The following is a 23,609-nucleotide window of genomic DNA, read 5'->3' as shown; positions in this document are numbered from 1 at the left end:
AAGATAACGGGTACGTGGGGATTCGGCCCGCCGGGTGCCGAACGGAACGGCCGGGGCGCTTCCGGGGGCGTGGACGGGGCATGATGGGGACGTCCGGGACGGCGACCGCGAGGAGGCCGGCATGTCGTTGCTGCGACGCGTGATCGGCGGGGTGCTCCGGCGCATCCGCCTGCGCCAGGGCCGCACGCTGCGCGAGGTGGCCCTGGCCGCCGGCGTCTCCCTGCCCTACCTCTCCGAGGTCGAACGCGGCCGCAAGGAGGCCTCCTCCGAGGTGCTGGCCGCGATCTGCCGCGCGCTCGGCATCCACCTCGCCGACCTGCTCGAAGAGGCCCGCGACGAGCTGCGCCGGGAGCGTCCGGCCCCGGTCGGCCCCGGGGTCTCGGCGGCCCGCTTCGACCGGGTGCCGACCGCCCGCACCGGGCCACAGCTGCGGGTCGGCCCGCCGCGGCTGTCCGTCACGCGCCGCCCGGCCGTGTCGCCCCGCCCACCAGTGACCCGGCGACCTGCCGTCTCGCTCCGGCCGCACGTCGCCCGCCGCCCGGTCACCGCCACGCCGCTGCTGGGCGGCGCGCTGCGGCCCTTCGGCCTGGTGCCGGCGCCGCTCGGTGCGCCCCTCGACGCCGCCACGCCGATCGGGTTCGCCGGCGGCATCCGGATCTGGCCGGCTCCCTCCGCCCCGGCCGTCCGCCCCCGTCCGCGTACCTCCGTCACTGTCGCCCGGCGGCGGGCCCGCGCGGGCCGGCGGCGGCCGGTCGCCGCGTAGCTTCTGCCCAGGGCGAATCTGCCGCCGGCAGAAAGCCTGGGCCGCACGGGTGCGCCCGGCGGACGCTGGAGACCGCCGGGTTCCCGGGCGGTCCCCCGCCCACCGGCGTACGGAGGTGGGCGGCGATGGGTGGCATCTGGATGCTCGACGAGGGACAGCCGGCGTTCGGCGACCGGGTCTTCGAGCGGCTGCTGAAGGAGCGGATCATCTTCCTCGGCACCGAGGTCACCGACGCGTCGGCCAACCAGATCTGCGCGCAGATCCTGCTCCTCGCGGCCGAGGACGCGGAGCGCGACATCTTCCTCTACATCAACTCGCCGGGTGGTTCGGTCAGCGCCGGCATGGCCGTCTACGACACCATGCGGTACGTCAAGAACGACGTGGCGACGCTGGCGCTCGGGATGGCCGGCTCGATGGGCCAGTTCCTGCTCTGCGCCGGGGCGGCGGGCAAGCGGTTCGCGCTGCCGCACTCGCGGATCATGATGCACCAGCCGTCCGGCGGGATGGGCGGCACCGCCGCGGACATCACCATCCAGGCCGAGAACATGCTGCACGTGAAGCGCACCATGCAGGAGCTGATCGCCCAGCACAGCGGGCGGACGCTGGAGGAGATCCAGCGCGACTGGGACCGCGACCGCTGGTTCACCGCCGAGCAGGCCCGCGAGTACGGCCTCGTCGACCAGGTGCTCACCCGCGTCGACCAGCTCGCGGCGTGAGCGGGCGCGGCCCGGCCGGTCCCGCACCGGCCGGGCCGCCCTCGAGGTCAGGGGTAGGTGACCACTGTGCTGGTGCCGTACGACCCGACGACAGGCGTGCCGATCTCGTTGATCGTGCGCTCGATGCCGCCGCTGCCGTCCAGGAACACGGTGATCGCGTCGTGGAACCGCACCCCGGCCCGGCGCGGCGCCTCGATCCCCCGGTCGCAGCGGATGTCCACGCCCTGGTTGAAGTACGAGTACACGCCCAGTCCCCACGCCTCGTGCGTGCGGACGTGGTCGGCCACCTTGTACGACGCCCAGCCGTTGCCGGTCGGGCTGCGCCAGGCCGCCTGGCTCGGCGGGTCGTAGGGCAGTTCGCTCTGGTAGAACACGGTCCGGCCGCGCTCGCCGTTCCAGATCGTCTGCCAGCGCTGGTAGTGCTCGACGAACAGCCCGTACGCGGTCACGTCGTCGCCGTTGACGATCACGCCGGTGGCAGCGGTGTTCACGGTCCAGCCGATCGTGCCGGCCCGGCCGTGGTCGCCGCGCCAGGCCCAGATGTTGTCGATGAGCGTGTGCCGGCTGTGCACCACCAGACTCGTCACCGCCCGCCCGGCGTACGGGCCGCCGATGCGGAAGAAGACGTCCTGCAGCGAGATCGGGTTCGTGGCGTGCGAACGGTGGCAGTGCCGCGTACCGACCTCGACCAGCACCGGCGACTCGACCGGCCCGGCGTCCACGAGCACCCCGGCGATGCGGACCCCGTCCACGTCCTCGATCCGCAGCGCCGCGTCCCCGCGGTCCGGCACCAGGCTGGGCATGCCGAGGCCGAGCACGACGGTGTCCGGGCGGCGTACCCGCAGGGCCCGGTCCAGGTGGTAGACGCCGGGGGTGAGCAGCAGGTGCCGGCCCCGGGCCAGTTCGGCGTTGATGCGCTTGGCCGAGTCGGTGGGCCGGGCCAGGAAGAACGCGGACAGCGGCAGCGACGGCACCGGCGCGCCGCCGGTGGCCCAGGTGGTGCCGGCGGTGTCGCGGCGCAGGCGCGGTACGGCGACCCGCCAGGCCCCGCGGGCGTCGACGAACAGGTACGGCTTCTCCCGGGTGACCGGGCTGGTCGGCAGCGTGGTGTACGGCGGGTCGGGGAAGCCCTGCGCGGGCGCGCCGATGACGCCGGAGAAGACCTGGTTCCACACGCCGTTCGTCCACTCGCCGCCGAGTTCGCTGTCCCGGGTGAGCCACTGCTGCTGGGAACCGTTGATGGTGATGCCGTCCACCTTGGAGTCGGCGATGTAGCCGCCGCTGGAGTAACCGCCGTTGCCGGGTTCCAGCCACAGCACGCCCTTGACGTGCACCCGCCGCATCGGTGACGCCTGCGAGACGGCCCATTGGTTCGACCAGTCGGTCGGGGTGACAGCGAGGTTCTCCGCCGAGCGCCAGAAGTTGGTGAGCGCGGAGATGCCGGCGGGCGAGTTCGGGTCCGGCTGCCCGACCACCCGGACCGCGCCGTGGATCTCCACGTCGTCCGGGTGGGCGCCGAGACCGGCCACAGTCGTGTAGTAGCCGAGCCGGGCGTCCACCTCGTAGCGGCCGGGCTTGAACAGCACGGCGTACCTGTCGAAGCCCATCTCGTTGCGTTCCTGAGCGGTGAACAGCCGGTCCAGCGTGGACTGGATCTCCTCGACCGGCGTGCTGGGGTCGTACACGAAGACGTTCGGGCCGAAGTCGGGCTCGCGACCGGGGCGCGCGGCCGGGGACGCAGCCGCGGCGCCGGCCGGGAGGCCGAGGGCGGTGAGCGAGGCCGCGGAGGCGGTGAGCGTGAGGAAACGGCGGCGGGAGGGGTCGGGTGATCGCATCTGCCTGCCTGTTCGGTGATGGGACGGGAGAGCGCTCTCTCGGCTGTTCCTACCTCATCACCGTCGATACCGCCAGAGCCCGCCGGTTCCGGAACCGGCGGGCTCTGCTGCGGGCTGTGCTCAGGCGCGCTCGGCGCGCTGCTGCACCAGGTCGTCGACGAGCTTCTCGACGTAGTCGGCGGTCTCCTCCCAGCGGGTGACCGCGACGCAGCGGATGCCCATCGCCTTGACCGGGTAGTCGTTGCCACCCACGTCCAGGCGGTCACCCACGAAGAGCACGTTGTCGATCTTCAGGTCCAGGTGTTCCAGCAGCTTCCGCATGCCGTACGCCTTGTCGACGCCCTTGCGGGTGACGTCGATCGAGGTCGAGCCGCCGCCACGCACCTCCAGGTCGGGCAGCTTCGCCGCGACCGCGTCCCGCAGCCGCCGCTTCTTGTCGCCGTCCGGATCCCAGCCGTACTTCTCGGCCGGCGGGGCGGACTGCCCCAGCGCGGAGAACGTGATCTGGCTGCCCCGGTCCTCGATGATGTCGCCCCAGGTCTTCGCCTCCCACAAACCCAGCGCCTGCGCCGACTCGGTCAGCGCGGCGACGACACGGGCCTTGTCGGCCTCGGTCAGGTCCTCCGCGTAGACCTGCCGCCAGTCCCCGTCGGACCAGCGGTAGTAGCGGGTGCCGCAGGTCGGCATCAGGTGCAGCCGGTCGCGCTGCTCCTCGGTGAGGTCGAGGTGGGCGAGCACCTGCGACTGGAACTGCTCGAACCGGCCACCGGAGATGACCAGCACGTCCACCTCGGTGAGCAGGTGGCCGAGCAACTCCGCCATCCGACGATCGATCTGGGACTTGGAAATCGCCAGGGTGTCGTCGAGATCGAACGCCACCACTCGAAGATCGTTCACGAATACCTCATGTCGTCGCGGACAGGCCAGGACCTGCCAGGGTACCGACGGGTCCTGGCACCGGCCTGAGGGCCCGGCGGGTGACACGTCCCCTCGACGGAGCGTAACCCGGCAGGTCTCCGGGCAGCCCCGCTTCCCGCTCCCGGCGTCAGCGCTCCCCCCGTCGACGGGATCGTCGGCGTCGATAGCGTTCGGCCGACAAACACCTTCATCGATGGAGGAGTGCCGGTCGCCGCCGCGCCCGCCGACGACATGTCCACGCCGGCGGGTTCGTCCACCTTCCCGCTGGCCGACCCGGACACCCTGCTGGCGAAGGACGGCTCCTACGTCACCTCAACTGTCGGCGCCGGGACCGGCGCGCGCTGCGGCGCGACCGGCAGGCTGTACGTACCGGTCCTGGTCCACGGCTCCGGCAACAGCGTCGGCATGGCCGACTGCGCCTCGCACGACGCCCTGCCATCCGGTCCGGGCGCCTGGGCCGTGGCGTGGCACTGGTGGAACGGCTCCGCCCGCTTCCCGATGACCGGCGTCCTGACCCGCTCCTCCACCGGCTTCCTCCTCTCGTAGCCGGCGTGCCGCGGCCCGGTCCCGCGGCCTGGCGCGTCTGACGACACTACTGCTCACCATGTGCTTTTGCTTGGTCACGCCGAGTTGAACTGCTTCACGGAAAATTGCATTTGGCAAGAGATGGCACCGAAATTTTCTCGATGCGATGCATCTGCTTGTCAGGTACCCGACAGTGAATTGCCCACTCTTGTGCTAGCTGTCCGCCGGGAGGATGCTCGAACGGTCGAACGGCACTGCGTCGCCTCACACAGAGGGCGGCGCCCGGCTGCCACCGGACGCCGCATTCGACTCCACCGCTGCAACGGAAGGAGTCACGTTGACTGTAATCCCTCACGGGTCAGACTTCGAGACACCAGAGGACGAGGACGAAACCGTTGCCGAGCCGACCGACCGGCACCGGCTCATCCTGGCGTACATCAAGACGCTCAGTCCGATCATCGCCGCCGTCGTCGCCTGCATCGGGACGCTGGTGGCAGCGCTGGTCCGCTGACCCGCCGGCCCCGCGCTCCGGCTCCGGCCGGACGCGGGGCCGTCCCGCTGAAAGGTCTGGCACACTGCGGCGATGCCGACGTTTGATCGACTCTTCGCCGAACATGTCGGCACCGGCCTGGCCCGCCAGATGGCGCTGGCCGACCTGCTCGGCGAGCGCGACTGGCAGCTCGACGTGCCCGACGGCATCGCGACGTTCGGGACCGACCTGCGGTACCGCGTCCAGCTCCTCGGCACCGAGAGCCACGACAACGGCACCTGGCTGTGGGCCTGGGCCAACGACGCCAGCAACCTCCCGCCGGCGTTGCTGCATCTGGCCGGCTGGCTTCGCGAGTACGGGCACCGCCAACGGGTCGCCGAACTCACCGAACCCACGTTCCCGCTTCAGCGCGCCGACGGACACCGCCTCGCCCTGCTGGCGTCCGGCCTGACCGGCCGCTGCTACTACCGCGGGCCGTACGACGGCGGCGCCGTCTTCTTCCACCTCGACGACGCCCCACCGCAGATCACCGCGCCGGTCCGGCCCGAGCGGGCGCTGACCGTCCTGACGCAGGTCCTTCAGTCCTTCCCGGTGGAGCACCGCGTCGCCGTCGAGTCGTTCCTGCACCAGCAGGGGTGGCGGTTGGATCGGGCGCCGATGTCGGTGACGGCGCAGGATCGGGGCGGGTCGGTCCTGCGTGTCGACTTCGACGCGATGGGTCGGGTCAGCAACCTGTCGGGAACGGTCAGCCCCTAGGCGGAATGTGGTGCCCCCGGCGGGTCCCGTCGAACATGGGAACGGGTCGATGACGTTGCCGTTGTGTCGGTGACCTGGCCGATCGATGCTGGTGGGCCGTAACGCGCGAGATCGTGTCGCGGCTCATCGCCCCTCAAGGTGACCGGCGGCAACCGAGGAGGGTGCGGCGGCGTGCTCTCCTCGGTGTCTCCGGGGCGACATGGCGAGGCCGCTCCCGACAGGCACTAACAGAATCTGGACACCCTTCCGCCTGCTGCAGCAAAGGTCAAACGGGCTATCCATGATGAACCCCAACGAGCACACCCCATCCTGGGCACCACCAACCGGGACGCCCACGGAACTTGATCAAACCCTGGCGGCTACCGCCTTCCGCCTGCGGGTTGTGTCCTCCGCCACCTGAGTCTTCACGACGGTGGTTGTCGTACCCGGCCTTCAGAATCTGGCAGGTGGTCATCGGCGATGCTCGCCTGCTCGGGTTGATTCCCACCTATCGCACCTTCCAGGTGTGCTGCCTTGACGCGCCGAGGAAGGCGCTGCTGCGGCACCGAATTACTGCAGCGCGGTACCGGGAATTGCTATGTACGCAGGACGGTGGGTGCGGGATCTGCGGCGGCCCTGCGTGGCGTGAACCAGTCGGGCTGGTCCCCCTGCCGATCGACCACGACCACCTGTGCTGTCCCGGCCGGGAGTCGTGCGGCCAGTGTGTCCGGGGTCTGCTCTGTGCCGGCTGCAACGGGTTCCTCGGCCTGGTCGAGCTGCACGGCAACGCAATGCTGAGGCCAGGACGGTGGATCGAGGCCGCCCGCGCCTACCTGACACGCGCCGGGGTCAACCCATGGGAACCGGACCGGTTCGCCACTGGCGGACGCATTCACCGCGACAGGCGGATCAGAGACGGGATGGACTGCCGCTGCTACCACTGCACCGGTGACCCGAACGGCTCGGGCGGATGGATCGCTGCGGCAATCACCACCGGTCAACCGGTGTGGGACGAGATCATCCGGCGGACCGCGCGACAGCGAGCGAAGGCCAACGAGCTTGGGCTGAACTTCGACGACGAATTCTGACCCAATCCGGACCACGACGTCGCGACGGGTGTGTCGCCGGCAGCTGGTAAGGGCAGCGACGGTGAATCAGAGGTCTTCTGGCAGCTGAGGTCGACGACGTGCAGGTGTCGGCGTACGGGCTGCAGCGCAGAACCGCGTACGCCAACGAGTACACAACGGCAATCGACATCCGCAAGCACAGCGGCGGGCTGACCCGGCCGAGACGCCGCCAGCACACAGAGATCATCGACTACCCGCAGTGACATTTACCGAGCCCCAGTGGTGTCCGGATCCGGCCGAGAAGAGTGCATGTGGGTCGATGGATTTCGAGGATAACAGTCTCTGAGCTAAGCGGGCATCTTTCTAAGTACTAGCTCGACGGTAGTCCCAGCTTGTCGAAGAACGCCCGGTTGCGCTCCGTGGCGGAATTGATGAGCCTATCGAAAGACATGACCTCAATGTACGCCTTCGCTGGCTCATTAAATCCGAAGTATCCGAGGCCGTCATGAGTCCGCCGGAGATTAGCGTACTCACACCTGCTCACCAATGTTGGCGTAAGGTCCGCTAGGACGTAACAGAACGCCGGCGAATCCTGGGACGCTGGGATTGGTCGTCCCGAAGCCGTCAACACGCCACCGCTGCGCACTCGCTTTACGTAGTCGAGCGACTGAAGAATTGGGTCCCTGTCCTCCGATGCGTCGTTCCGCATCGGCCTCTTAATCTCGACCACGACAATCGAGGACAGCGGCAGAGCCTCGCCCTCCGCTGTCAGCACGGGCGTGTCGACGAGCCGCGTTGAGAGTAGGTCTGGCTCTCTCGTCGATTCGGAACCGGTGATCGGCATGCTCTTGAGAGTCTTGTCGGAGGCGAGGTAGTCATGGAAGGCGAGTCGCTCGTCGATAATCCACAGATTCGATGCATCAGTCCCAATCTCACCCGAGTCAGTCCGCATCGGCATGATTAACGAGTGAATAGCGTCCTCTCGGGAATACCTGCCCTGCTCATTCGCTCTGATGATCTTGAACAAGATATCGAGAATCACCCTACGACGGGAGACGTACGCCGCCAAGTCAGACTGATTGATGTCCTTTACGGCGTCAAGGTACCGGTTCAATCGCTCCTGGTAGTCCTCCAAGGGGGTGGAGCCAGCCTCCGCGAATACCGCCTGCCCCTCGGCGATGGCCTCGGCCTCCAGCTTCTGCAGGTTACGATGCAGCAGGAGTTCAAGATCCGGGTCCTTAATTGACGGATCCACGGTCACTCCGAGTGACTCGAGCCGGGATAGGACCGGGCGATACCGAGGCGCGCGCTTGCTTACGAACTCGTTGACTCGCGCCTTGCCCTCGTCGCGGGCTGCGGCGAGCGGGTCGGAAAGGAGTCGTTCCACCTCTTGCAGCACGGCCGAACGGATGTCTTCGAGTGAGATGTCATCATTCAGCGTCGTGCCAACCACCCGTTCATCAATGTCGAAGGCAGTGCGGTCGGCGCGGACGTGCCTGTCAAGATAGTCGGACGACAGGTAGCAGACGTACGTGAACTCGGTCGCGGCGTCGTCCTTCAGTCGGCCATACAGTCCGGGTATCTTGCCGGTGAGGTTTTCCTCGACGACGACGCGGCTCGCAGCGCACCAGAGCAACCGAGGCATGGGATTGCGTGTCGAGGACTTGAGGCAGAGGTTGACCATCTCGAACTTCCTGCCCTTGACGGCGATGGTGCTCGTCGGCAACCCGGAGAAGACAAAGTCCTCCATCAACTTGTTGAGAGAGACGACCTCTTCATCGACGACCACCACTTCAGGCGCTCCGCCGGGTCGGAGGAAGTACCAGATGCAGTGCTCGAACACTTCGCGGGCGATGGCTTCGACGCTCTTCGGCGCGTTCCTTTGGAAACTGTTCCTAAACCCGTCCAGATGCACAACGGTCCCGGTGTCACTAAAACCGCCTGGCGGCTCAATATGCTCGACCTCGCGGTCTACCGAGAACCTGAACTGTCTTGTGCAGAGATCGCCGCCCTCATTCTTGTACGCGCTGCGGATCGAGATCCTCTCGAACGCCTTGAGCCAGAGGAGACGGCCCACCCCACGGCAACCCATGCCGGCTTTGTAGTCGCTGTCCAGCGTCTCGAACGAGTCCATGTTATCCGGGGTGAATCCCACGCCGTTGTCCTCGACGGCGAAGCCAACGATCGGCCTCAGTGCTGCGCGGCCAGGACCAGAGTGACCGAAGTCGACCTCTTCCTGGCCGCTCCGTTCGATCGTGATCCGCAGGCGTCCCTGCCCGGTATTCGTGCCGAAGCGTGCATCGATCGCTTGGAGGCCGTTGACGATAGCCTCTAGCAGCGGGAGCAGGGAGTGACTCTTCGGGAGGCTTGTGTTCCGAACCCGACCCGCCAGAGACGTGGTGAGCGCCATCATGCCCCCTTTTGGACGGTTGGACGTCACAACTCTATCGGGGCCCTGCGACCTGCCTTCGGCAGCTACGCCGTACTCCGCACCGGAAACGTCAGAATCCCGTCACGCTGCGTCCAGCCAGGCAAAGCGGAAAAAAACACGCTCATGCCGCGAAGCGCGTGGTCCTCTCGTTGACGGTGTTCCAGCCGAGACGTCGGTTCCTACTCGCCTGCCGAGTCCCAGACACGCTCGAACGCGTCTCGCGTAATGATGTAGGGGTTCCAGTCCTCGTCTGGGTCATTGAGGCTCGCCTGCCCCATGCCTCCGTACTGATCTTCCTCATGTCCGGGCCCGTAGCGGAGGACCGGCCCGTTGTCGTACGCCTCAATCTGCCGAACGGGCCAGCCATCCTCACCAACCTCGAAGTACCAGACGGAGTATCCCCAACCGTCGAACCCGTCGCCTCGTGGCTCATCCCAGCGACGGCGGTAGAAGCGACTCGGCATAGCGAAAGCCTAGGGTTCTCGCGCGCACATCTGCCGCATGGTGCGCGCGGAGGGTGGCTCAGTCGATGAACAGCAGGTCGCCGAGCCGGCTCGGCTGGTGGTAGGCGACATCCCCACGTTCCGAGTTCCGTCGCATCATGGACGGCCGAGAGCGGGGGTCCAGCCGCCGAGACTATCTTTTGTCGCAGAAGGAGCTGGAGCAGATCTCTGCGGCACTCGTCCACCCGTCCAACCGTCGCCAGGCGCAGAGCTGACCGGCGCGATCCGGCGTGCAAAGCGCCAGCGCGCCAGCGGCACTCTGCGTCCAATGACGCGGATCGAGGCATGGACCCATCCTCTGCCACGGCTTCGACAGCGGAGGTCGAGGAGGTGCGGGGTCAGGCTGCGGCGCGCAGCGCGATGATGGCCCCCGTCGCCAGGTCGTCGACCTGAGTAGTGACGGCGTCGTCCAGGGATGTGCCCACGGACGCGAAATATGCCAGCAAGGATCCGCGCACGACCGAACGGACATCGCCCGCGCCGACGTCGACGCCGGCGTCCCGCAGAGCGGCCAGCTCCTTCTGCGCGGTGGCGAGCGCTTCCTCGATCGAGCGGTTTGGGTTGGTCGCGCCGTCGACGGCCCGCCGGCAGACCACGACGCTGTCCAGGTTCGAGGGCTCCCGCGCGCCGGCTTTGACGATGCTCGTCGTCATCTCGCCCTTGACCGGCTGGACGGCGGTCACCACGAAGCCGGACCGCCGCAGCGACTCGACCACCTGGACCCATCCGCTGATCCGGGCTTGGTGGAAGGTGAAGGCGAGCAGTCCGCCAGGCTTCAGGACCCGGGCGCACTCCGTCCAGACGGCCTCGATCGCCTTGCCGAATTCGGCCGGGTCCGCGTGCTGGACCTCGCCCGCCCGACGGGTCGTGGGCGTCTGGGCGTACCCCTCGTACGGCTGCATCGCCTGGAGCCAGGCGTGGAAGAAGTCGGCGAGCTCGGCGTAGTGGACGTTGTCCATGTATGGCGGGTCGGTGATGACCAGATCGACGGACGCCTCCGGGAGGTCGGTGTCCGCCGAGTTCCTGGTGGAGACGTAGGCGGCCTGGACAGTGCTGGCCGAGAACGAGTCCCAGGAGTCGGCGATCGTCGCCGCCAACGGCTCGGAGAGTCCGGTGACGCGGTTGATATCGGTGCCGTCGTCGACGAGGTCGGCCGGCTCCGCCTTGTACTCGTGGGCACGCTGCAGACGGCTCTTGTAGAGCGTCGAGAACGCCCCCGACGACTGGGGCGTCCCCCATGGGTGGGCTTCGAGCGGCGTCCGCTCCGGCTTGAGGATGTGGTGGCTGAACATGTGGCGGACAGCGCCGGTGCCCTCGCCCTTGAAAGACGTGAACAGGTTGTTGAACTCGAGGGTGCCCGAGAAGAGTGCGCAGAGCGCCTCACGTTCGGCGGCCGGACCCGGCAGGTCACGGATCGCAGTCGCGATCATCGAGAGCGAGACCAGCTGACGGGCGTTGAAGAAGTCGCGCCACTGGCGGAAGTTCCACTTCAGCGCCTGGTCAGTGTTGTTGCCGCGCGCGAGTTCGCCTCGCGGGAGGACAGCCGTGTCAGGCAGACCCGCGAGCAACTCCACGCACTCGTCGTAGAGGTCACGATCCCAGTCAGTGATGGCCTCGTAGACCTTCGACCCGTCCCGGTTCGCGACCATCTTCGCGTACATCTCGTACTCCGGCCGGCTGCCGTTGAGCGCCGACAGGATCTTGAAGCTGTGGCCGTGCCGGCAGATCGCCACCTGGCCACGGACGGCCCCGCGCTGGGTGATCGCGTGTCCGTTCGGACAGGTGGCGGTCTCGAAGTCGTAGCGGCTCTCCTGGACCGCCAGGCACTCCGGACAGACGATCTGAGCCTTCGGAACCCGCTTCGGGTAGGCGTTCTTGGAAAAGACCGGTGAGTCGAACAGGCGCACGCGGTCCGAGCAGTCGGGGCACTCGACGGTCGCGACCCAGAAGTAGTACAGGACCGTCCGGCCGTCATCGGTCCGGTGGAGGCGATCGACCTCCTCGCGGCAAGCCGCCTCGACCGCGGCATACGCGGATGTCAGAGCCTGCATGTCCCAAGGCTGCATTGCCTGGCGCTGGACCAGGGTCGCCACAGGGTTGATGTCGAAGCAGACGGCTCGGCCACCGAGCTTCAGCACCTCAACGCCCGTCACGCCCGACCCCGAGAACGGGTCGAGCACCACGGCACCCGCCAGGTCGACCGCCGAGCCGTATGCGGACGCAGCGTCATCGCCGTCGGGGGTGACAGCAGAGGCGAGGATGCCGCGAAAGACGGTACCCAGCCGCTTAGCCCACCACTTGTGCGTGCTGGTGGCCGGGCGGTGGACCTCCTTGCGCCAGGACTCCTTGGTACCGACGGCGCTGAGCATCGCGGCCGGGAACATCGACTCCAAGCTGGTCTGCGCTGGCACGACAGAGGTCACGAGCGGGATCCGTTCAGCGTGACCTTCTTGGAGTCACCCGCCCCGCGCGACCGGTAAGCGCGGAACCGGTGAACCGTGCCGGCGTTCGGGTTCGGCTCCTTGTGCGTGACCATCTCGTTGGTCTGCATATTGAACTCGTAGGACACGAGCACCTCGTCGACCTCAACGCGGTCGAGGTCGCCAACCTGGACGAGTTGGTCGGACTGGATCTCGTAGCTGGCCGGGAGGATGAGCGTGGCAAGACCGGCGGTGCCCGAGGCGAGAGCGAAGGGGGTCGGCACGACGTACATCTTGCGGTCGCGGACGAGGATATCGCCGTAGGAGCCGAATCCGCGGAACGACTTGTTCTTGTGAACGTACTCGTGGTCGGCGTTAAGGAAGCTGCCGTGGCAGACCACCAGGTCGACGACCGGGTACTCATCGACACCGCGTTCAGACTTCGGGTAGCGGCCGAACACGTAGAAGACCTCGCGGCCGTTGTGCCTGCCCATCGGCACCTGCGAGTTGGAGTCGTAGTCGGCCTCACGGCCCGGGAACTCCAGGCCCTTGACCTCGTAGCCCTCCGGGTGGTCGACCAGCCGGAAGTCGGGGTAGGTGTTCCGCCCCGGATCGTCGTAATTCAGCGCGCAGGCTTCGATGCGGGCCTGCACCCAGTTCTGGAAGTGGTACTCCTTGTCACTGGCCGAGACCCGCTTGATCAAGTCACCGTCAGCTCGGGCTCGCTCGCACTCCAAGAACACCTGCTCGACTGCGGTCACTGTCACCCTCTGCTCGACTTGCTGTTCATGCTCGTAAACGAGCGATGTTCTCAGGCTACCGACAGCATCCGACAGTACGGGCGGAGGGCCCGACGCCGGCGATCGTCGTGTCACGCTTCCGCCTCGGGCATACTCTTCATTCTCGTCGTCCGAGGGAGCGGGGTGCCCGCTGTACGCCTCCCATGCCTCCCGCAGGCTCATCCAAGCTGGTTCATAGGCGAAGTGCTCGGCGAGGTGGTCGGCAAACTGACGGTAATCCGTGCCGGTGGCAGGCCAGCAGTCGTCGCCGGCGACGTCGCGGGCCAAGCCACCGATCGGGTGGTTGGCATTGGCGTGGCCGGCGAGCCACGCGGTGAAACTGCCGTCCGGCGCGGGCGTCTTGGGTGGGGTGAGGGCGACGCCGAGCTCGGGGTTGGGGCAGTCGGGGCGTACCCGCACACTCACGCCAGCGAGGTAGGCAGCGGCAATCATGGCGCCGTTGGTGACGTACCCGATCCCGGCGTGTTCCCCGGCGTGCTTTAACCCGTACGAGGTGGGCCAGGGCCGGTCGCTAGCGGGATGAAGTGTGCCCAGCCAGGCGTATGCGGTGCGCACCTGGTCGAGATTGTCAGCGAGAGCTGCCCGGTCGGCAGCGTGGTCAAAGCCAGCCGCCGTGTACTTGCCGTAACCGTAGTCGCAGAGCATAGGGTGGGCATCCATGACCCGGGTGAGGTCGGCTTGACTGGGCTGGTCTGCGGTCACGGTATTTCCTAAGTGCTGGTGGCTCGGTTTGCCAGGGTCAGCATGCCGGATCGGCGGAAACTCCGCGACGGTACGCGCCGAGAGACGACGTCATCGGGTTCGACGCCGTGGACCCAAAATGAAGCGGGGGCGCACCGAGACGGATCGATGAACAGACCCAAGATTGGATCTGCGTCATCGCCCGGTGCGACCCCCGCTTCATCGGCCAGCCGCTCTCCTGCTGGTCACTTGTCAACTGCGTGACCACCTCACCACCGCCGGCCGCGTCAGCACGATCAGCGTCGAGACCGTCCGCCGGATCCTGGACGAACGCGGAGTGACGTGGCAGGGCCACCAAGACCACCAACTCCAAGATCCGCCACCCGATACCCGTCGAAGGCTGCGTGACGAGGCACTAGTCGTGCCGCGGCACCATCAAACGCAACGCCTCGGAACGAAGCTCAGTCAAGAAACGACGTGCCGATTCTCCCGTTAGCGCATCTGCCAGTAGCGACCGATACACCCGCGAGTAGACGTCCACTTCTTCGGGATCAGTCAGCGTCATTTCACGGGTGTAGGTTTCGATCGTGACGAGGCGTGTATTGTCGGGCAGGGTATATAAGACGAACGGGTGGGCATGGACCATCGACGGCCGGAGATCAACTGGCAGGATGGCGATGCTCACGGCGGGTAGCGTGGAGACAGAAAGAATCTTTTCATACTGTGCAGCGAGCGCCCCAGGCGGTGCCGCGCGAAACCGCAAAGCGGTTTCGGAGATGAGGAAATCGAACGTTCTATCCTGTTCGTAGAGCACTACCTGCCGCTCAATGCGCGCCGCCGTTGCCCGGGACGTGTCGCCGACTCCGAACACGTCCGAAAGAGTAAGGACGTTGCGCGCGTACTCAGCGGTTTGAAGCAATCCGGGTACAACTGCATGCTGGAATACCTGCACCTGCTCGGCGTCATGGAGCAGTCGACCAATGGTCCGTTGATGTTCAGCGCGTCCGCCGCTGAGCGTCCTGTCCCAAATGATTGACGCCACTTGAATAGATTCGGCAGCATCCACGAGTTCGGCCGTCACATCGCTCGGCGCTTGGGTTGCGACTGCCCACGCTTGGACATCGGCGACAGATGGTTTCGTGCGTCGGTTCTCGATCTTGGAGACCTTTGACTGCGACCAGCCCAATGCCGCCGCGAGTCGCGTGGTCGACAGGCCAGCCTCCTCGCGGAGTTCCCGCAGCCGGGCCACAAGGACAGATCGGTCATCCACCGCTGGGGTCACCAGGATCTACGCAACTCATGCTGCACCGACGGCAGATATGCCCGAAGCGGCACGGCGTACCTCATTGCGAGGTCGCGTTGTTCGACGTAGGGCGCTACATGGCTGGTCGGCCGCATGGCCAAGCGCCGGCCTTTTTGGTCATACTCAATCTTCACGGCAAGCACGTCATCGAGCAGCCAAAAATCAGACGTCAGTTCGCCTAGCTTGTCTGGAGCCACCGCCCGATCAGCGATGCGAACGTCCTCGCCCGCAAGCAAGTTTCCCTGATAGCCGAGGAGTTCGAAGCGGAGATAGTCCGACAGCGGGCGGTTCAGGACGTGGACCCTGCCCCAGCGCCTGCCGGCGTTCACGCTGTCCGCCACCATCCGCAACCAGGGATCATGGTCCGGGCTGCGTGGTGGGAGAGCGCGCCCCGCATGGAAGTCGCGCAGCAGGTCTTCCTCACCCGGTGCCGTGTAGCAATCCAGTGTCTCCAGACGGAACACCGATCGCTCCACCCTTCGCAGCATGCGCTGCAACTCGTCCATCTGCATCCGATTGTCCCGTTCTGTGGCCACCTGCCGATCAAGTTTAGTCGCGCCCGAAGACTAGTCCTCCTGGCAGCCTTGTGGCAGTCTCGATCCTAACGCAGTGAAGGGAGTCAACATGTCGGACGCGTTCGCGGGCCTGACCTGGCGGAAGAGCTCAGAGAGCCTCAACGGCGACTGTGTGGAGGTGGCGTCGCTGCCCGACGGCGTGGCCGTCCGGGACTCGAAGAACCCCGAAGGCGCGAAGCTCACGTTCTCGCGCTCAGAGTGGCGGGCATTCCTGCGCGGCGCGAACCAGGGCGAGTTCAACGACCTGTGATCATGGGGCGTCGGTTTGGGGCCGCGAGCGAAGCCTAGATGCCCGGCTCGGTGCCACCGAGCCGGGCATCTACGAATCTGCGCTAGCCCTGGCTAAAGGAGATCGTCGAACTCACCCTTGGCCGCGCCGTCGAGGAAGGCGGCAAACTCGCCGGTCGTGAACAGCAGTACGGGTCCGGTTGGGTCCTTGGAATCTCGCACCCCGACGACCTCGCCCACCCTCGCCACTTCGACACATTGGCCACTCTGCTGGGTCTTAGTGCTCTTCCGCCACTTCGCGCGACTGAAGTCGTTCACGCGAGCTCCTTTGCAACGTTACGGATCATCGACACGGATTCGTCCGGGGCGAGTGCCATCGCTCTCAATCGATCAAACGCCTGAACGGCTCCCTGCACGTCCGCGTCGCCCTCAGGGTAGAGATCGCCAGCCATGGTCTCGATGTAAACGACCTCCCGATCAGTGGGATCGGCAAAACCAAGGACGACGAATGAACCCGGGGTGCCGGGATGTGCGCCTGCCGCGAACGGCAGCACCTGCACATCCACGTGCGGCAAATTCGCGATAGCCGCCAAGTGGTTGAGCTGCTCAGCCATCGTCTCAGGGCCACCTACCTGCCGCCGTATGGCGCTCTCATCGAGAACTGCCCATAGAGCCGGTGGACCCTCACGATGCAGCAGGGCTTGCCGGCGCATGCGGACCTCAAGGCGGCGCTCGATCTCCTCCTCGCTGAGACGGGCAACGCCGCCTTGTAGGACCGATCGGGTATAACCCTCGGTCTGCATCAGGCCCGGAATCGAGATCAGCTCGAAGTTCCAGATCCGCGCGGCGTCTGCCTCGAACCCGATATAGGTCGCGTACTCGTCGGGGATGCTGCCCGCGTATCGATGCCACCAGCCACGTTGCGTCGCCGTCTGAGCTACCTCCACCAGGCTGGTTGTCACCGTGGGGCTCGCGCCGTACGTAGCAAGCAACGCTCGCACTACAGGCACGCGCACCCCTACCAGCGCGCGCTCTACGCGGGAGAGGTGAGAGGGGGAAATCCCTGCATGCCCCGCAGCTTCCTCGATCGTCATGCCGATGGACTCACGCAAGTTGGCCAGCTCACGGGCGAGCCGTCTGCGTCTCAAGGTAGGCCAGTTTGGCACCGAGACAGCATGACACAGCCGGGCAAGTGCAGAAATTGACTCAGACAACTTGTCTGGATCTAGTCTTGGCTGTAAGACTAGATGCCCGCCTAAGACTAGACGGGCGTCGAGATCCGTCCGATGAGTGATCGCCACACCGGGAGGACACGTGGGCTCAGCAGTGCCAGCCACGAGACCCGCCGCACTGCCTCCCGGTGCCAAGCTGGTCAAGCTCCGTAGGCAACGGGGTGATGATGCGGTCGCTGATCTTGATCAACTGGCTCCCCATGTGGCGTATCGATCTGTCGGGCGCTTCAGGTTGAGGTTGCCGGCGCCGTGGATGGCTGGTTCGCGGGGAACGTGTAAACGCGATGGCTGATCTCGGGTCCTCGCTGACGGTCGCCCTTGCCGCGCATGAGCGCGCTGCTGATCACTTCTGGTCGTTCATGGCGGACCGTAGCGTGCGGTTTCTTCCGCAGGGGTGTGCGCCGATGTTCTTCTCAACGGTGTGCCGGATGGTGGTTGGTCAGGGTGACCGGGCGGGTCGGCGTGCCGGGTTGGCGGTGTTGGGTCGGATGTATCGGCGGTTTGGGCTGTATCCGTATCACGGCACTGTCGTTGCTGCGGCGGTGGTGGACACGGTGCGGCGGTTCGCGGGTGCGAGCTGGGAGCCGGAACTAGCCGGTTGCTGGGAGCAGGGATGCCGTCGGGTGCTGCGGGTGGCGGAGAGAGCGGCGACGGTGATGGGCGACGGCCCTCATGTCACGGTCGGCGAGGTCGTGGCGTGCGACGCGGCGGCTGATGGAGTCGCGGTCTTGACTGTTCGGCCGATGCGTCGTCTTCGTTTCCTGCCTGGTCAGGCGATGCCAGTGTGTACGCCTCGGCTGCCAGGGCTGTGGCGGTGGTATTCGCCGGCGAATGCTCCTCGCCGGGATGGGACGGTGGAGTTCCACGTCCGCGCGGTCGGCGAGGGCGTGGTGTCGCCCGTGCTGGTTGAGCGCGTGGCGCTGGGCGAGGAGCTGTGGCTGGGTCCCGCGGTCGACGTCGGGTTGTCGCTGGAGGCCGCGGGCGAGGCCGATGTGCTGTTGGCGGCCGGTGGTACGGGTCTCGCGCCGCTGCGCGCGTTGGTGGAGCAGGTGGCCGCTTCGCCGGTCAAGCGGCGGGTGACGTTGGTGGTGGGGGCGCGGACGCTGCTTGATCTGTACGACGCGGTGGCGTTGGACGAGTTGGCGCAGGCGCATCGAGACTGGCTGACGGTGGAGTTGGCGTTCTCCGACGATGGTGATGTGGAACCGGCGGCGCAGGGCGATCTGCTGACCGTGGCGTTGTACCACTACCGGCGAGGGCAGGCGTTCTACGTGTGCGGGTCCCCGAAGCTGATAGAGGCGGCGCGCGTTCGTCTGCCGGCTGCCGGGATCCCTGCCGACAGTCTGCACCTGGCCACGACGTTCCGGCGCGCCATGGATTCGGTGCCTTGGGTGTCACGCCAACGCTCGTCGCGCGTCGCGAGCCCGTCTGGTGTGGACATGACGGCCGGCGGCATCGACCGGAGGGGTTCGGCATGAAGCTGACGGATCCGGCAGTTCGCAGCGCCGCTGATGCGGAGCTGAGCGAACTGTCCGAGGTTGTGGCACAGGGGCTGGTGAGTCGGCCCTTGGGGGCGTGGCTGGTGCCTGCTGCGGCGGGGCGTCCGGGGGTCTTGTGGCGCTACGCGCGTCTGGTGCTGAAGCGCGGTGTGCGGTACGGCCGGGTTGATACGACCGACGATCACGCGGCCGTGGCGATCTGGTACTCGCGGCGTGAGCCGCCTACGCCGGGTGCCGAGTGGATGTATGACCTGCAGCGGTTCCTCGGCGCGGATGCGGCGCGGTTTGCGTTGCTGCACGCCTACGTCGACGCGGTGCTCCCGCATACGCCGCATCACTACCTCGCTCACCTCGCGGTTCGCCCTGGGCAGGAGGCGGCGGCGCGCGCGTTGCTGGCCAGTTATCACCGGGTGGCAGACGAGGAGGGGTTGCCGGCGTACGCGGAGGTGGCCAGCGACAACCCCCGCGAGAGTGTGCTCGCTGGGCTCGGGTACGAACCGCGCTCACCGATCCTGCTGGAGCCGGGCGGGCCGATGCTGTGGCGGATGTGGCGGCCGGCACCGGACGAGCGGCTCAGCGCTCTACCGCGCCGAGTACGGCTGCACCGCGCCGCGATGCCGTTTCACGGACGGGTGATCGCGATGCCTCGGTCCCCCTAACCGTTCAGATTCATCCGGAAGTTGATCACCTGCGGGCGGCTGACCTCGCGCCTGTCGGGCTACCTCGTTGCACCCCGAACTCGAAGGAGGCACCCCTCATGCTGTCCGCTATCACCCTTTTACGGGCATTGGCTCCACCCCGGCGGCGCAACGCCAGCCGGTGGCAGGCAGGCTCGACCGCCGCCTGCGCCAGCACCGCCGTCACGGACGCGGGAGACGTGACGTCGGACGAGTTCGCGTGGGGCTACGCGATCCGGCGGCAGTGGCCCCACGGGGCCCACGACCTGTTCGGGTTCACCCCAGACGCGGCCACCGCCCGGCGGCGGCTGGACCGGGACCGGCGTTACTGGCGTCGCGGTCCGGTACGGCCGGCGGCGGTGTATCTCGTCGCGGCGAACGCCGCCGATGTGAGCAGGCATCCGGTGGACGGCTGCCGCCGCTCGTGCTGCCCGGACTCGACCGATCGGGGGCAGTGGTGAGGTCAACGCACATGCAGGTGGCGCTCGCGCGGCGGACGTTGACGCCGACCGGGTTGTGGGTGTTCGGGGCGGCGGCGTCGGCACCGATGGTGGTGCTCGCCGGAGGCATCGTCGCCACCTACGCCACCACGCAGGTAACCGCGCTGCCGCTGGTGTTCGTCCTCGTCGCGGCGGTCGTCGCGTTGCTGGCCGTCGGGTACACGGCGATGGCCCGCCAGCTCGGGCACCCGGCGGCCTACTACGGCATCCTCGCCAACAGCCTCGGGCGCGGCTGGGGCGTCGCCGCCGGCCTGGTCGCTCTGGTTGCCTACAACTCGATTCAGATCAGCCTGTACGGCTTGCTCGGTGCCACGATGGCCGGGCAACTCGGCGGTGTGTGGTGGGTGTGGGCGGGCATCGCCGTGGCCGTGGTCGGAGCGTTCGGTATCCGGGCCATCGTGCTCTCGACCCGGGTCTTGCTGGCCGTGCTGGTGGGGTCACTGCTGATCGTCGCCGCGTTCGTCCTCACCAGTGTCGCGGAACCGGCGGACCGTCAGCTGTCGTGGGCTGCCTTCGACATCTCCGGGCTGGCGGTCGGCGGCGTCGGTGGCGCGGTCGCGTTCAGCGTGGCGGCGTTGATGGGTGTTGACGCCCCGGGTTCGATGGTCGAAGAGGCCGTGGACCGCCGGTCGGTGGGTCGGGCCACGATCGGCGCGGTGATCGTCCTCGGCGGCGTGTACGCGCTCGCGGCGTGGGCGATGGGCGTGGCCGTCGGCCCCGCCGCCGTCGGCGAGGTGGCCGCCGACCCGGCGGGTGGGCTGCCGTTCTCGGTCCTGGAACGCCTCGGCGGCTGGTGGGTTCCGCTGGCGGAGCTGGTCCTGATCCTCGCGATCGTCACCTCGAAGCTCGTCTTCCACAACGTGGTGGCCCGCTATGTGTTCGCCCTGGCGCGCGAAGGCGTCCTGCCCTCTGGGCTCGCGCGCACGGGCAGCACGACCCGGGTCAGCGCTCCGCGCGGCGGCTCGTTGACGCAGACGGGCATCGCCTCGGTGGTGGTGATCGCGTTCGCGCTGGCCGGCGCTGATCCGATCGCGGTCATGTTCACGTGGCTCTCGACGCTGGGCGCGATGGGCCTGCTGAGCCTGCTGCTGGCCGCATCGGTGGCGGCGATGACCGCACCGGCGAGCGTGCGCGGCCCGAGGCCGGGGGTGTGGGAGTGGCGACTCGCACCCGCGCTGGGCGTCCTGGGCGGGCTGGTGCTGCTGGCTCTGATGGTCGGCAACGTCGGCTCCCTACTCGGTGCCGCGCCGGGATCGCTGTACCCGTTCCTGCTGCCGATGATCCTCGCCGCCACCGCCGTCCTCGGCGGGGTGTGGGCAGGGCATCTGCGGCAATCCCGTCCGGACGTCTACGCCGGCATCGGCCGTGGCACCCCGAGCACGCACGCCGTCCCCGACGCGATCAGCGTCGCGATCTGACAAGGGGGCGACGATGATGACCCACGCGGCCACACCGCCTCCGGGCAGGCACTACAGCGCCGAACACGCCGAAGCCGGATGGCGACCGGAGCACCCGCAGACGGCACCGCCCGCGCTTGCGATGGAACACCCGCCGTACGGGCCAGGGCCTGCCGCTCACCCACCGGGGTTTACCGCCCCCGCGCCGGGGCCCGGCTACGGGACGGCGCGTATGTCGGCCGACTACTCGCGAACGCCGGAGACCATGCCGCCCCCGTCCCCGCCCGCGCAGCCCGTGCACCCGACCGGGTCGGCCTCGCCGTACGAGTACGTGCCCGTCGAGGACAGGATGCCGCCGGAGGTCCGCCGCTGGGCCGACCTGCGCAAGCAGGTCGGGTACCGGTGCAAGCGGATCAACACCGGCCACATGGTCGAGGCCGATCAACGGTTCGGTGGGCGTGAGGCCCTCGGCCCGCACGGAGTGATGCTGTTCTTCGTCTCCGACGCGCCCGGCGAGCCGCACGGCTACCGGCTGCACACCGCCTACCGGCTGTGGCTGGCCTCCCCAGACTCCGACGACCTCCCGAGGTTGCTGGCGGACCTCGACGGCGTAGCCCGGGACAACATCGCCCGCGCGGCCTCCGCGCGGCGCCGCTGGCATCCCCTCGGCCCCGAGGGCTCGATGGTCAACGGCGGGGACATGAGCCTGCCGGAGCACGCGACCTACGTCGGTGCCGGGGTCAGCACCCTCGACTCCGACCAGGGCCGCTGGTACCAGCTCGCCCACACCCTTCGAGATCTACCGGCCAGCGGGCATCGCCTGTCGGTCTTCGACCTCAAAGGCCAGGCGTACGTGCTGCTGACCGACGGCACCGCCATGCACATCGACCGCGACCCCCACGCGCGCCTGGGCGTGGACGGCATCCGCTGCAACCGCACCCTCGACCCGGACCGCGTCACCTACTACAACCGGCACGAGAACCTGACCGAGGACGGCGACGACGCCACCCGAACGGTGTGGCGGCACCTCGGCGCGCTGCACCACACTCTCACCGCGCACTTGCACGGCGGGGGGCCGGCGTGACTCATACCCTGAACCTCGCCGTCGCCGCGGACCTGAGCCGCGCGCCGATCGACATCACGGCCGTTCTTGACCATCTCGTCGGTGAAGCCGACGCCGCGGCGGCCACGAGCATCGGGTTCCCTGGTGCCGTGGACCTCGACCACACCGAGGTCATGACACGCCTCGGCGGCAGGCTGTGGAACAACATCGGCGACCCCGCCGACGAGGGCGGAGTGGCGCACACGCGGGCGCTGGAACGCGCGGTCATCACGTGGGTAGCCGACCTGCTCACCATGCCCGCCGACGACCGGTGGGGCTACGTCAGCAGCGGCGGCACGGAAGGAAACCTGTCCGCCCTACACGCCGCCCACCGACGTGACCCCACGGCCCGGATCTACTACTCGACTGCCGCCCACTACTCCGTAGCCAAGGTGGTGCGTCTGCTCGGCGCTCACGGCGTCCTTGTCCGCGCGCAGCCCGACGGGGAGATGGACTACGCGCACCTCGCCGAGCAGCTCCACAGGAGGCGCCGCTTCCCGGCCATCGTCGTCGCGACCGCCGGAACCACCATGACCGAGGCCGTCGATGACACCAGCCGCATCCGCGCGGTCCTCGACGCACACCACGCAGGCGGGCACCTGCACGTCGACGCGGCCCTGTCCGGCATCCCCCTGGCGCTGGACGGGCGGCTGTCCCTCGACGACGCCAGCGGCATCGGCAGCGTCGCGATCAGCGGCCACAAGTTCCTCGGCACACCGACCCCGTGCGGGATCGCGCTCATCCGCGATCACCTGCGCACCACCGGCAGCCGCGTTGCCTACACCGCCACCGCGGACACCACCATCACCGGATCCCGCTGCGGCCTGTCAGCCGCGCTGCTGTGGCACGCCATCGCCGCCCACGGACGGGAAGGGCACCGCTGGCGGGCCGACGAGGCCCGCCGGCTCGCCGCCTACACCGTCGAGCAGCTCAACGCCGCCGGCTGGCCTGCCTGGCGGCACCCGCACGCCTTCACCGTCGTTTTCCCCACCCCACCTGAGCACGTACGGCGAAAGTGGCTCCTGGCCACCGACGGCGACACCAGCCACCTCATCTGCATGCCCGGCATCACCCCGGGCCAGGTCGACGCCTTCGTCGCCGACGTCGCCGCCGCCCGACCGCGATTCCGACCGATCCCGCGACCGAGGCCGGCGACGGCATCTCCCACCAGCTCCTCTGTGCGCTGACCACACCAGCACCCGCCACCCGACT

The 23,609-nt window shown here is 67.8% G+C and carries 23 protein-coding genes; 14 read left to right on the top strand and 9 right to left on the bottom strand.

Going from position 1 to position 23,609, the window contains the following annotated elements:
* Window positions 1-121: 121 nt before the first annotated feature.
* Together ABD52_RS07875 and ABD52_RS07870 are read left to right on the top strand one after the other, a co-directional pair.
* On the top strand, window positions 122-763 hold the full coding sequence (locus ABD52_RS07875) for a helix-turn-helix domain-containing protein (protein WP_030273673.1): 642 nt from the start codon (window positions 122-124) through the stop codon (window positions 761-763).
* A gap of 125 nt (window positions 764-888) precedes the next feature.
* Window positions 889-1,479 (top strand): ATP-dependent Clp protease proteolytic subunit, encoded by a 591-nt coding sequence (locus ABD52_RS07870; protein WP_013283850.1) that lies wholly within the window; start codon window positions 889-891, stop codon window positions 1,477-1,479.
* A gap of 47 nt (window positions 1,480-1,526) precedes the next feature.
* Here ABD52_RS07870 and ABD52_RS07865 read toward each other — a convergent pair whose 3' ends face one another.
* Together ABD52_RS07865 and ABD52_RS07860 are read right to left on the bottom strand one after the other, a co-directional pair.
* Window positions 1,527-3,314, bottom strand: coding sequence for an adenylyl cyclase (locus ABD52_RS07865; protein ID WP_047891365.1), 1,788 nt, complete (start codon window positions 3,312-3,314; stop codon window positions 1,527-1,529).
* A 120-nt stretch (window positions 3,315-3,434) separates the two neighbouring features.
* Window positions 3,435-4,211: an HAD-IIB family hydrolase gene (locus ABD52_RS07860; RefSeq protein WP_030273674.1), complete on the bottom strand. Its 777-nt coding sequence runs from the start codon at window positions 4,209-4,211 to the stop codon at window positions 3,435-3,437.
* A gap of 222 nt (window positions 4,212-4,433) precedes the next feature.
* Here ABD52_RS07860 and ABD52_RS07855 point away from each other — a divergent pair, with 222 nt between their 5' ends.
* From ABD52_RS07855 to ABD52_RS39740, 5 genes are all read left to right on the top strand, one after another.
* A complete protein-coding gene (locus ABD52_RS07855) occupies window positions 4,434-4,778 on the top strand; it encodes a hypothetical protein (RefSeq protein ID WP_047891364.1) in 345 nt (114 codons plus the stop codon).
* A gap of 316 nt (window positions 4,779-5,094) precedes the next feature.
* Complete coding sequence (locus ABD52_RS40125; protein WP_013283846.1) at window positions 5,095-5,268, top strand: hypothetical protein; 174 nt, start codon at window positions 5,095-5,097, stop codon at window positions 5,266-5,268.
* A gap of 72 nt (window positions 5,269-5,340) precedes the next feature.
* Window positions 5,341-6,003 (top strand): DUF6882 domain-containing protein, encoded by a 663-nt coding sequence (locus tag ABD52_RS07850; RefSeq protein WP_047891363.1) that lies wholly within the window; start codon window positions 5,341-5,343, stop codon window positions 6,001-6,003.
* Between the two features lie 446 nt (window positions 6,004-6,449).
* Window positions 6,450-7,070 carry an endonuclease domain-containing protein gene (locus tag ABD52_RS38180; RefSeq protein WP_161801613.1) on the top strand — a complete coding sequence of 207 codons (621 nt, stop codon included), beginning with the start codon at window positions 6,450-6,452 and terminating at the stop codon, window positions 7,068-7,070.
* A 98-nt stretch (window positions 7,071-7,168) separates the two neighbouring features.
* On the top strand, window positions 7,169-7,312 hold the full coding sequence (locus ABD52_RS39740) for a hypothetical protein (protein WP_161801612.1): 144 nt from the start codon (window positions 7,169-7,171) through the stop codon (window positions 7,310-7,312).
* Between the two features lie 107 nt (window positions 7,313-7,419).
* Here ABD52_RS39740 and ABD52_RS07840 read toward each other — a convergent pair whose 3' ends face one another.
* From ABD52_RS07840 to ABD52_RS07815, 5 genes are all read right to left on the bottom strand, one after another.
* A complete protein-coding gene (locus tag ABD52_RS07840) occupies window positions 7,420-9,459 on the bottom strand; it encodes an ATP-binding protein (protein WP_047891383.1) in 2,040 nt (679 codons plus the stop codon).
* An 862-nt stretch (window positions 9,460-10,321) separates the two neighbouring features.
* Window positions 10,322-12,406, bottom strand: a complete 2,085-nt coding sequence (locus tag ABD52_RS07830; RefSeq protein WP_047891361.1) for a DNA methyltransferase — start codon at window positions 12,404-12,406, stop codon at window positions 10,322-10,324.
* Entirely contained in the window at window positions 12,403-13,905 is a 1,503-nt protein-coding gene (locus ABD52_RS38985) for a YozE family protein (protein WP_152748218.1), read from the bottom strand. The genes ABD52_RS07830 and ABD52_RS38985 overlap by 4 nt, the downstream gene beginning before the upstream one ends.
* A 394-nt stretch (window positions 13,906-14,299) precedes the next feature.
* On the bottom strand, window positions 14,300-15,166 hold the full coding sequence (locus ABD52_RS07820) for a helix-turn-helix transcriptional regulator (protein ID WP_047891360.1): 867 nt from the start codon (window positions 15,164-15,166) through the stop codon (window positions 14,300-14,302).
* Window positions 15,163-15,699, bottom strand: coding sequence for a DUF6879 family protein (locus tag ABD52_RS07815; RefSeq protein ID WP_047891359.1), 537 nt, complete (start codon window positions 15,697-15,699; stop codon window positions 15,163-15,165). Before ABD52_RS07815 ends, ABD52_RS07820 begins: the two co-directional genes overlap by 4 nt.
* 112 nt (window positions 15,700-15,811) lie before the next feature.
* On the opposite strand from ABD52_RS07815, the gene ABD52_RS07810 reads away from it, so the two are divergent.
* Window positions 15,812-16,012 carry a DUF397 domain-containing protein gene (locus tag ABD52_RS07810; protein ID WP_047891358.1) on the top strand — a complete coding sequence of 67 codons (201 nt, stop codon included), beginning with the start codon at window positions 15,812-15,814 and terminating at the stop codon, window positions 16,010-16,012.
* Window positions 16,013-16,104: 92 nt separating this feature from the next.
* Here the strand turns inward: ABD52_RS07810 and ABD52_RS07805 are convergent, their stop codons facing one another.
* Together ABD52_RS07805 and ABD52_RS07800 are read right to left on the bottom strand one after the other, a co-directional pair.
* Window positions 16,105-16,308, bottom strand: coding sequence for a DUF397 domain-containing protein (locus ABD52_RS07805; RefSeq protein WP_047891357.1), 204 nt, complete (start codon window positions 16,306-16,308; stop codon window positions 16,105-16,107).
* Window positions 16,305-17,156, bottom strand: coding sequence for a helix-turn-helix transcriptional regulator (locus ABD52_RS07800; protein ID WP_255352838.1), 852 nt, complete (start codon window positions 17,154-17,156; stop codon window positions 16,305-16,307). Before ABD52_RS07800 ends, ABD52_RS07805 begins: the two co-directional genes overlap by 4 nt.
* A 350-nt stretch (window positions 17,157-17,506) precedes the next feature.
* Between ABD52_RS07800 and ABD52_RS07795 the strand changes: the two genes are divergently transcribed.
* From ABD52_RS07795 to ABD52_RS07770, 6 genes are all read left to right on the top strand, one after another.
* The gene (locus ABD52_RS07795; RefSeq protein ID WP_082171243.1) at window positions 17,507-18,700 is read left to right on the top strand and encodes an FAD-binding oxidoreductase; all 1,194 of its coding nucleotides are present in this window, start codon (window positions 17,507-17,509) and stop codon (window positions 18,698-18,700) included.
* Window positions 18,697-19,380 (top strand): hypothetical protein, encoded by a 684-nt coding sequence (locus ABD52_RS07790; protein ID WP_047891356.1) that lies wholly within the window; start codon window positions 18,697-18,699, stop codon window positions 19,378-19,380. The genes ABD52_RS07795 and ABD52_RS07790 overlap by 4 nt, the downstream gene beginning before the upstream one ends.
* A gap of 98 nt (window positions 19,381-19,478) precedes the next feature.
* Window positions 19,479-19,859 carry a hypothetical protein gene (locus ABD52_RS07785; RefSeq protein ID WP_152748217.1) on the top strand — a complete coding sequence of 127 codons (381 nt, stop codon included), beginning with the start codon at window positions 19,479-19,481 and terminating at the stop codon, window positions 19,857-19,859.
* A gap of 11 nt (window positions 19,860-19,870) precedes the next feature.
* The gene (locus ABD52_RS07780; protein ID WP_047891354.1) at window positions 19,871-21,316 is read left to right on the top strand and encodes an APC family permease; all 1,446 of its coding nucleotides are present in this window, start codon (window positions 19,871-19,873) and stop codon (window positions 21,314-21,316) included.
* Between the two features lie 211 nt (window positions 21,317-21,527).
* Window positions 21,528-22,379 (top strand): hypothetical protein, encoded by an 852-nt coding sequence (locus ABD52_RS07775; RefSeq protein WP_235437398.1) that lies wholly within the window; start codon window positions 21,528-21,530, stop codon window positions 22,377-22,379.
* Entirely contained in the window at window positions 22,376-23,584 is a 1,209-nt protein-coding gene (locus ABD52_RS07770) for a histidine decarboxylase (protein WP_047891353.1), read from the top strand. Before ABD52_RS07775 ends, ABD52_RS07770 begins: the two co-directional genes overlap by 4 nt.
* Window positions 23,585-23,609 lie beyond the last annotated feature (25 nt).

This window comes from Micromonospora sp. RV43 (assembly GCF_001029515.1).
Taxonomy (GTDB): domain Bacteria; phylum Actinomycetota; class Actinomycetes; order Mycobacteriales; family Micromonosporaceae; genus Micromonospora; species Micromonospora aurantiaca.
This window is presented reverse-complemented; position numbering and strand designations above follow the sequence as displayed.

What these genes read in the sequence shown, in the direction of transcription:
- ABD52_RS07875 (WP_030273673.1), top strand. Translation starts at nt 122, where the DNA reads ATGTCGTTGCTGCGACGCGTGATCGGCGGGGTGCTCCGGCGCATCCGC.
- ABD52_RS07870 (WP_013283850.1), top strand. Translation starts at nt 889, where the DNA reads ATGGGTGGCATCTGGATGCTCGACGAGGGACAGCCGGCGTTCGGCGAC.
- ABD52_RS07865 (WP_047891365.1), bottom strand. Translation starts at nt 3,314, where the DNA reads ATGCGATCACCCGACCCCTCCCGCCGCCGTTTCCTCACGCTCACCGCC.
- ABD52_RS07850 (WP_047891363.1), top strand. Translation starts at nt 5,341, where the DNA reads ATGCCGACGTTTGATCGACTCTTCGCCGAACATGTCGGCACCGGCCTG.
- ABD52_RS07840 (WP_047891383.1), bottom strand. Translation starts at nt 9,459, where the DNA reads ATGGCGCTCACCACGTCTCTGGCGGGTCGGGTTCGGAACACAAGCCTC.
- ABD52_RS07815 (WP_047891359.1), bottom strand. Translation starts at nt 15,699, where the DNA reads ATGCAGATGGACGAGTTGCAGCGCATGCTGCGAAGGGTGGAGCGATCG.
- ABD52_RS07810 (WP_047891358.1), top strand. Translation starts at nt 15,812, where the DNA reads ATGTCGGACGCGTTCGCGGGCCTGACCTGGCGGAAGAGCTCAGAGAGC.
- ABD52_RS07795 (WP_082171243.1), top strand. Translation starts at nt 17,507, where the DNA reads ATGGCTGATCTCGGGTCCTCGCTGACGGTCGCCCTTGCCGCGCATGAG.
- ABD52_RS07790 (WP_047891356.1), top strand. Translation starts at nt 18,697, where the DNA reads ATGAAGCTGACGGATCCGGCAGTTCGCAGCGCCGCTGATGCGGAGCTG.
- ABD52_RS07785 (WP_152748217.1), top strand. Translation starts at nt 19,479, where the DNA reads ATGCTGTCCGCTATCACCCTTTTACGGGCATTGGCTCCACCCCGGCGG.
- ABD52_RS07780 (WP_047891354.1), top strand. Translation starts at nt 19,871, where the DNA reads ATGCAGGTGGCGCTCGCGCGGCGGACGTTGACGCCGACCGGGTTGTGG.
- ABD52_RS07775 (WP_235437398.1), top strand. Translation starts at nt 21,528, where the DNA reads ATGTCGGCCGACTACTCGCGAACGCCGGAGACCATGCCGCCCCCGTCC.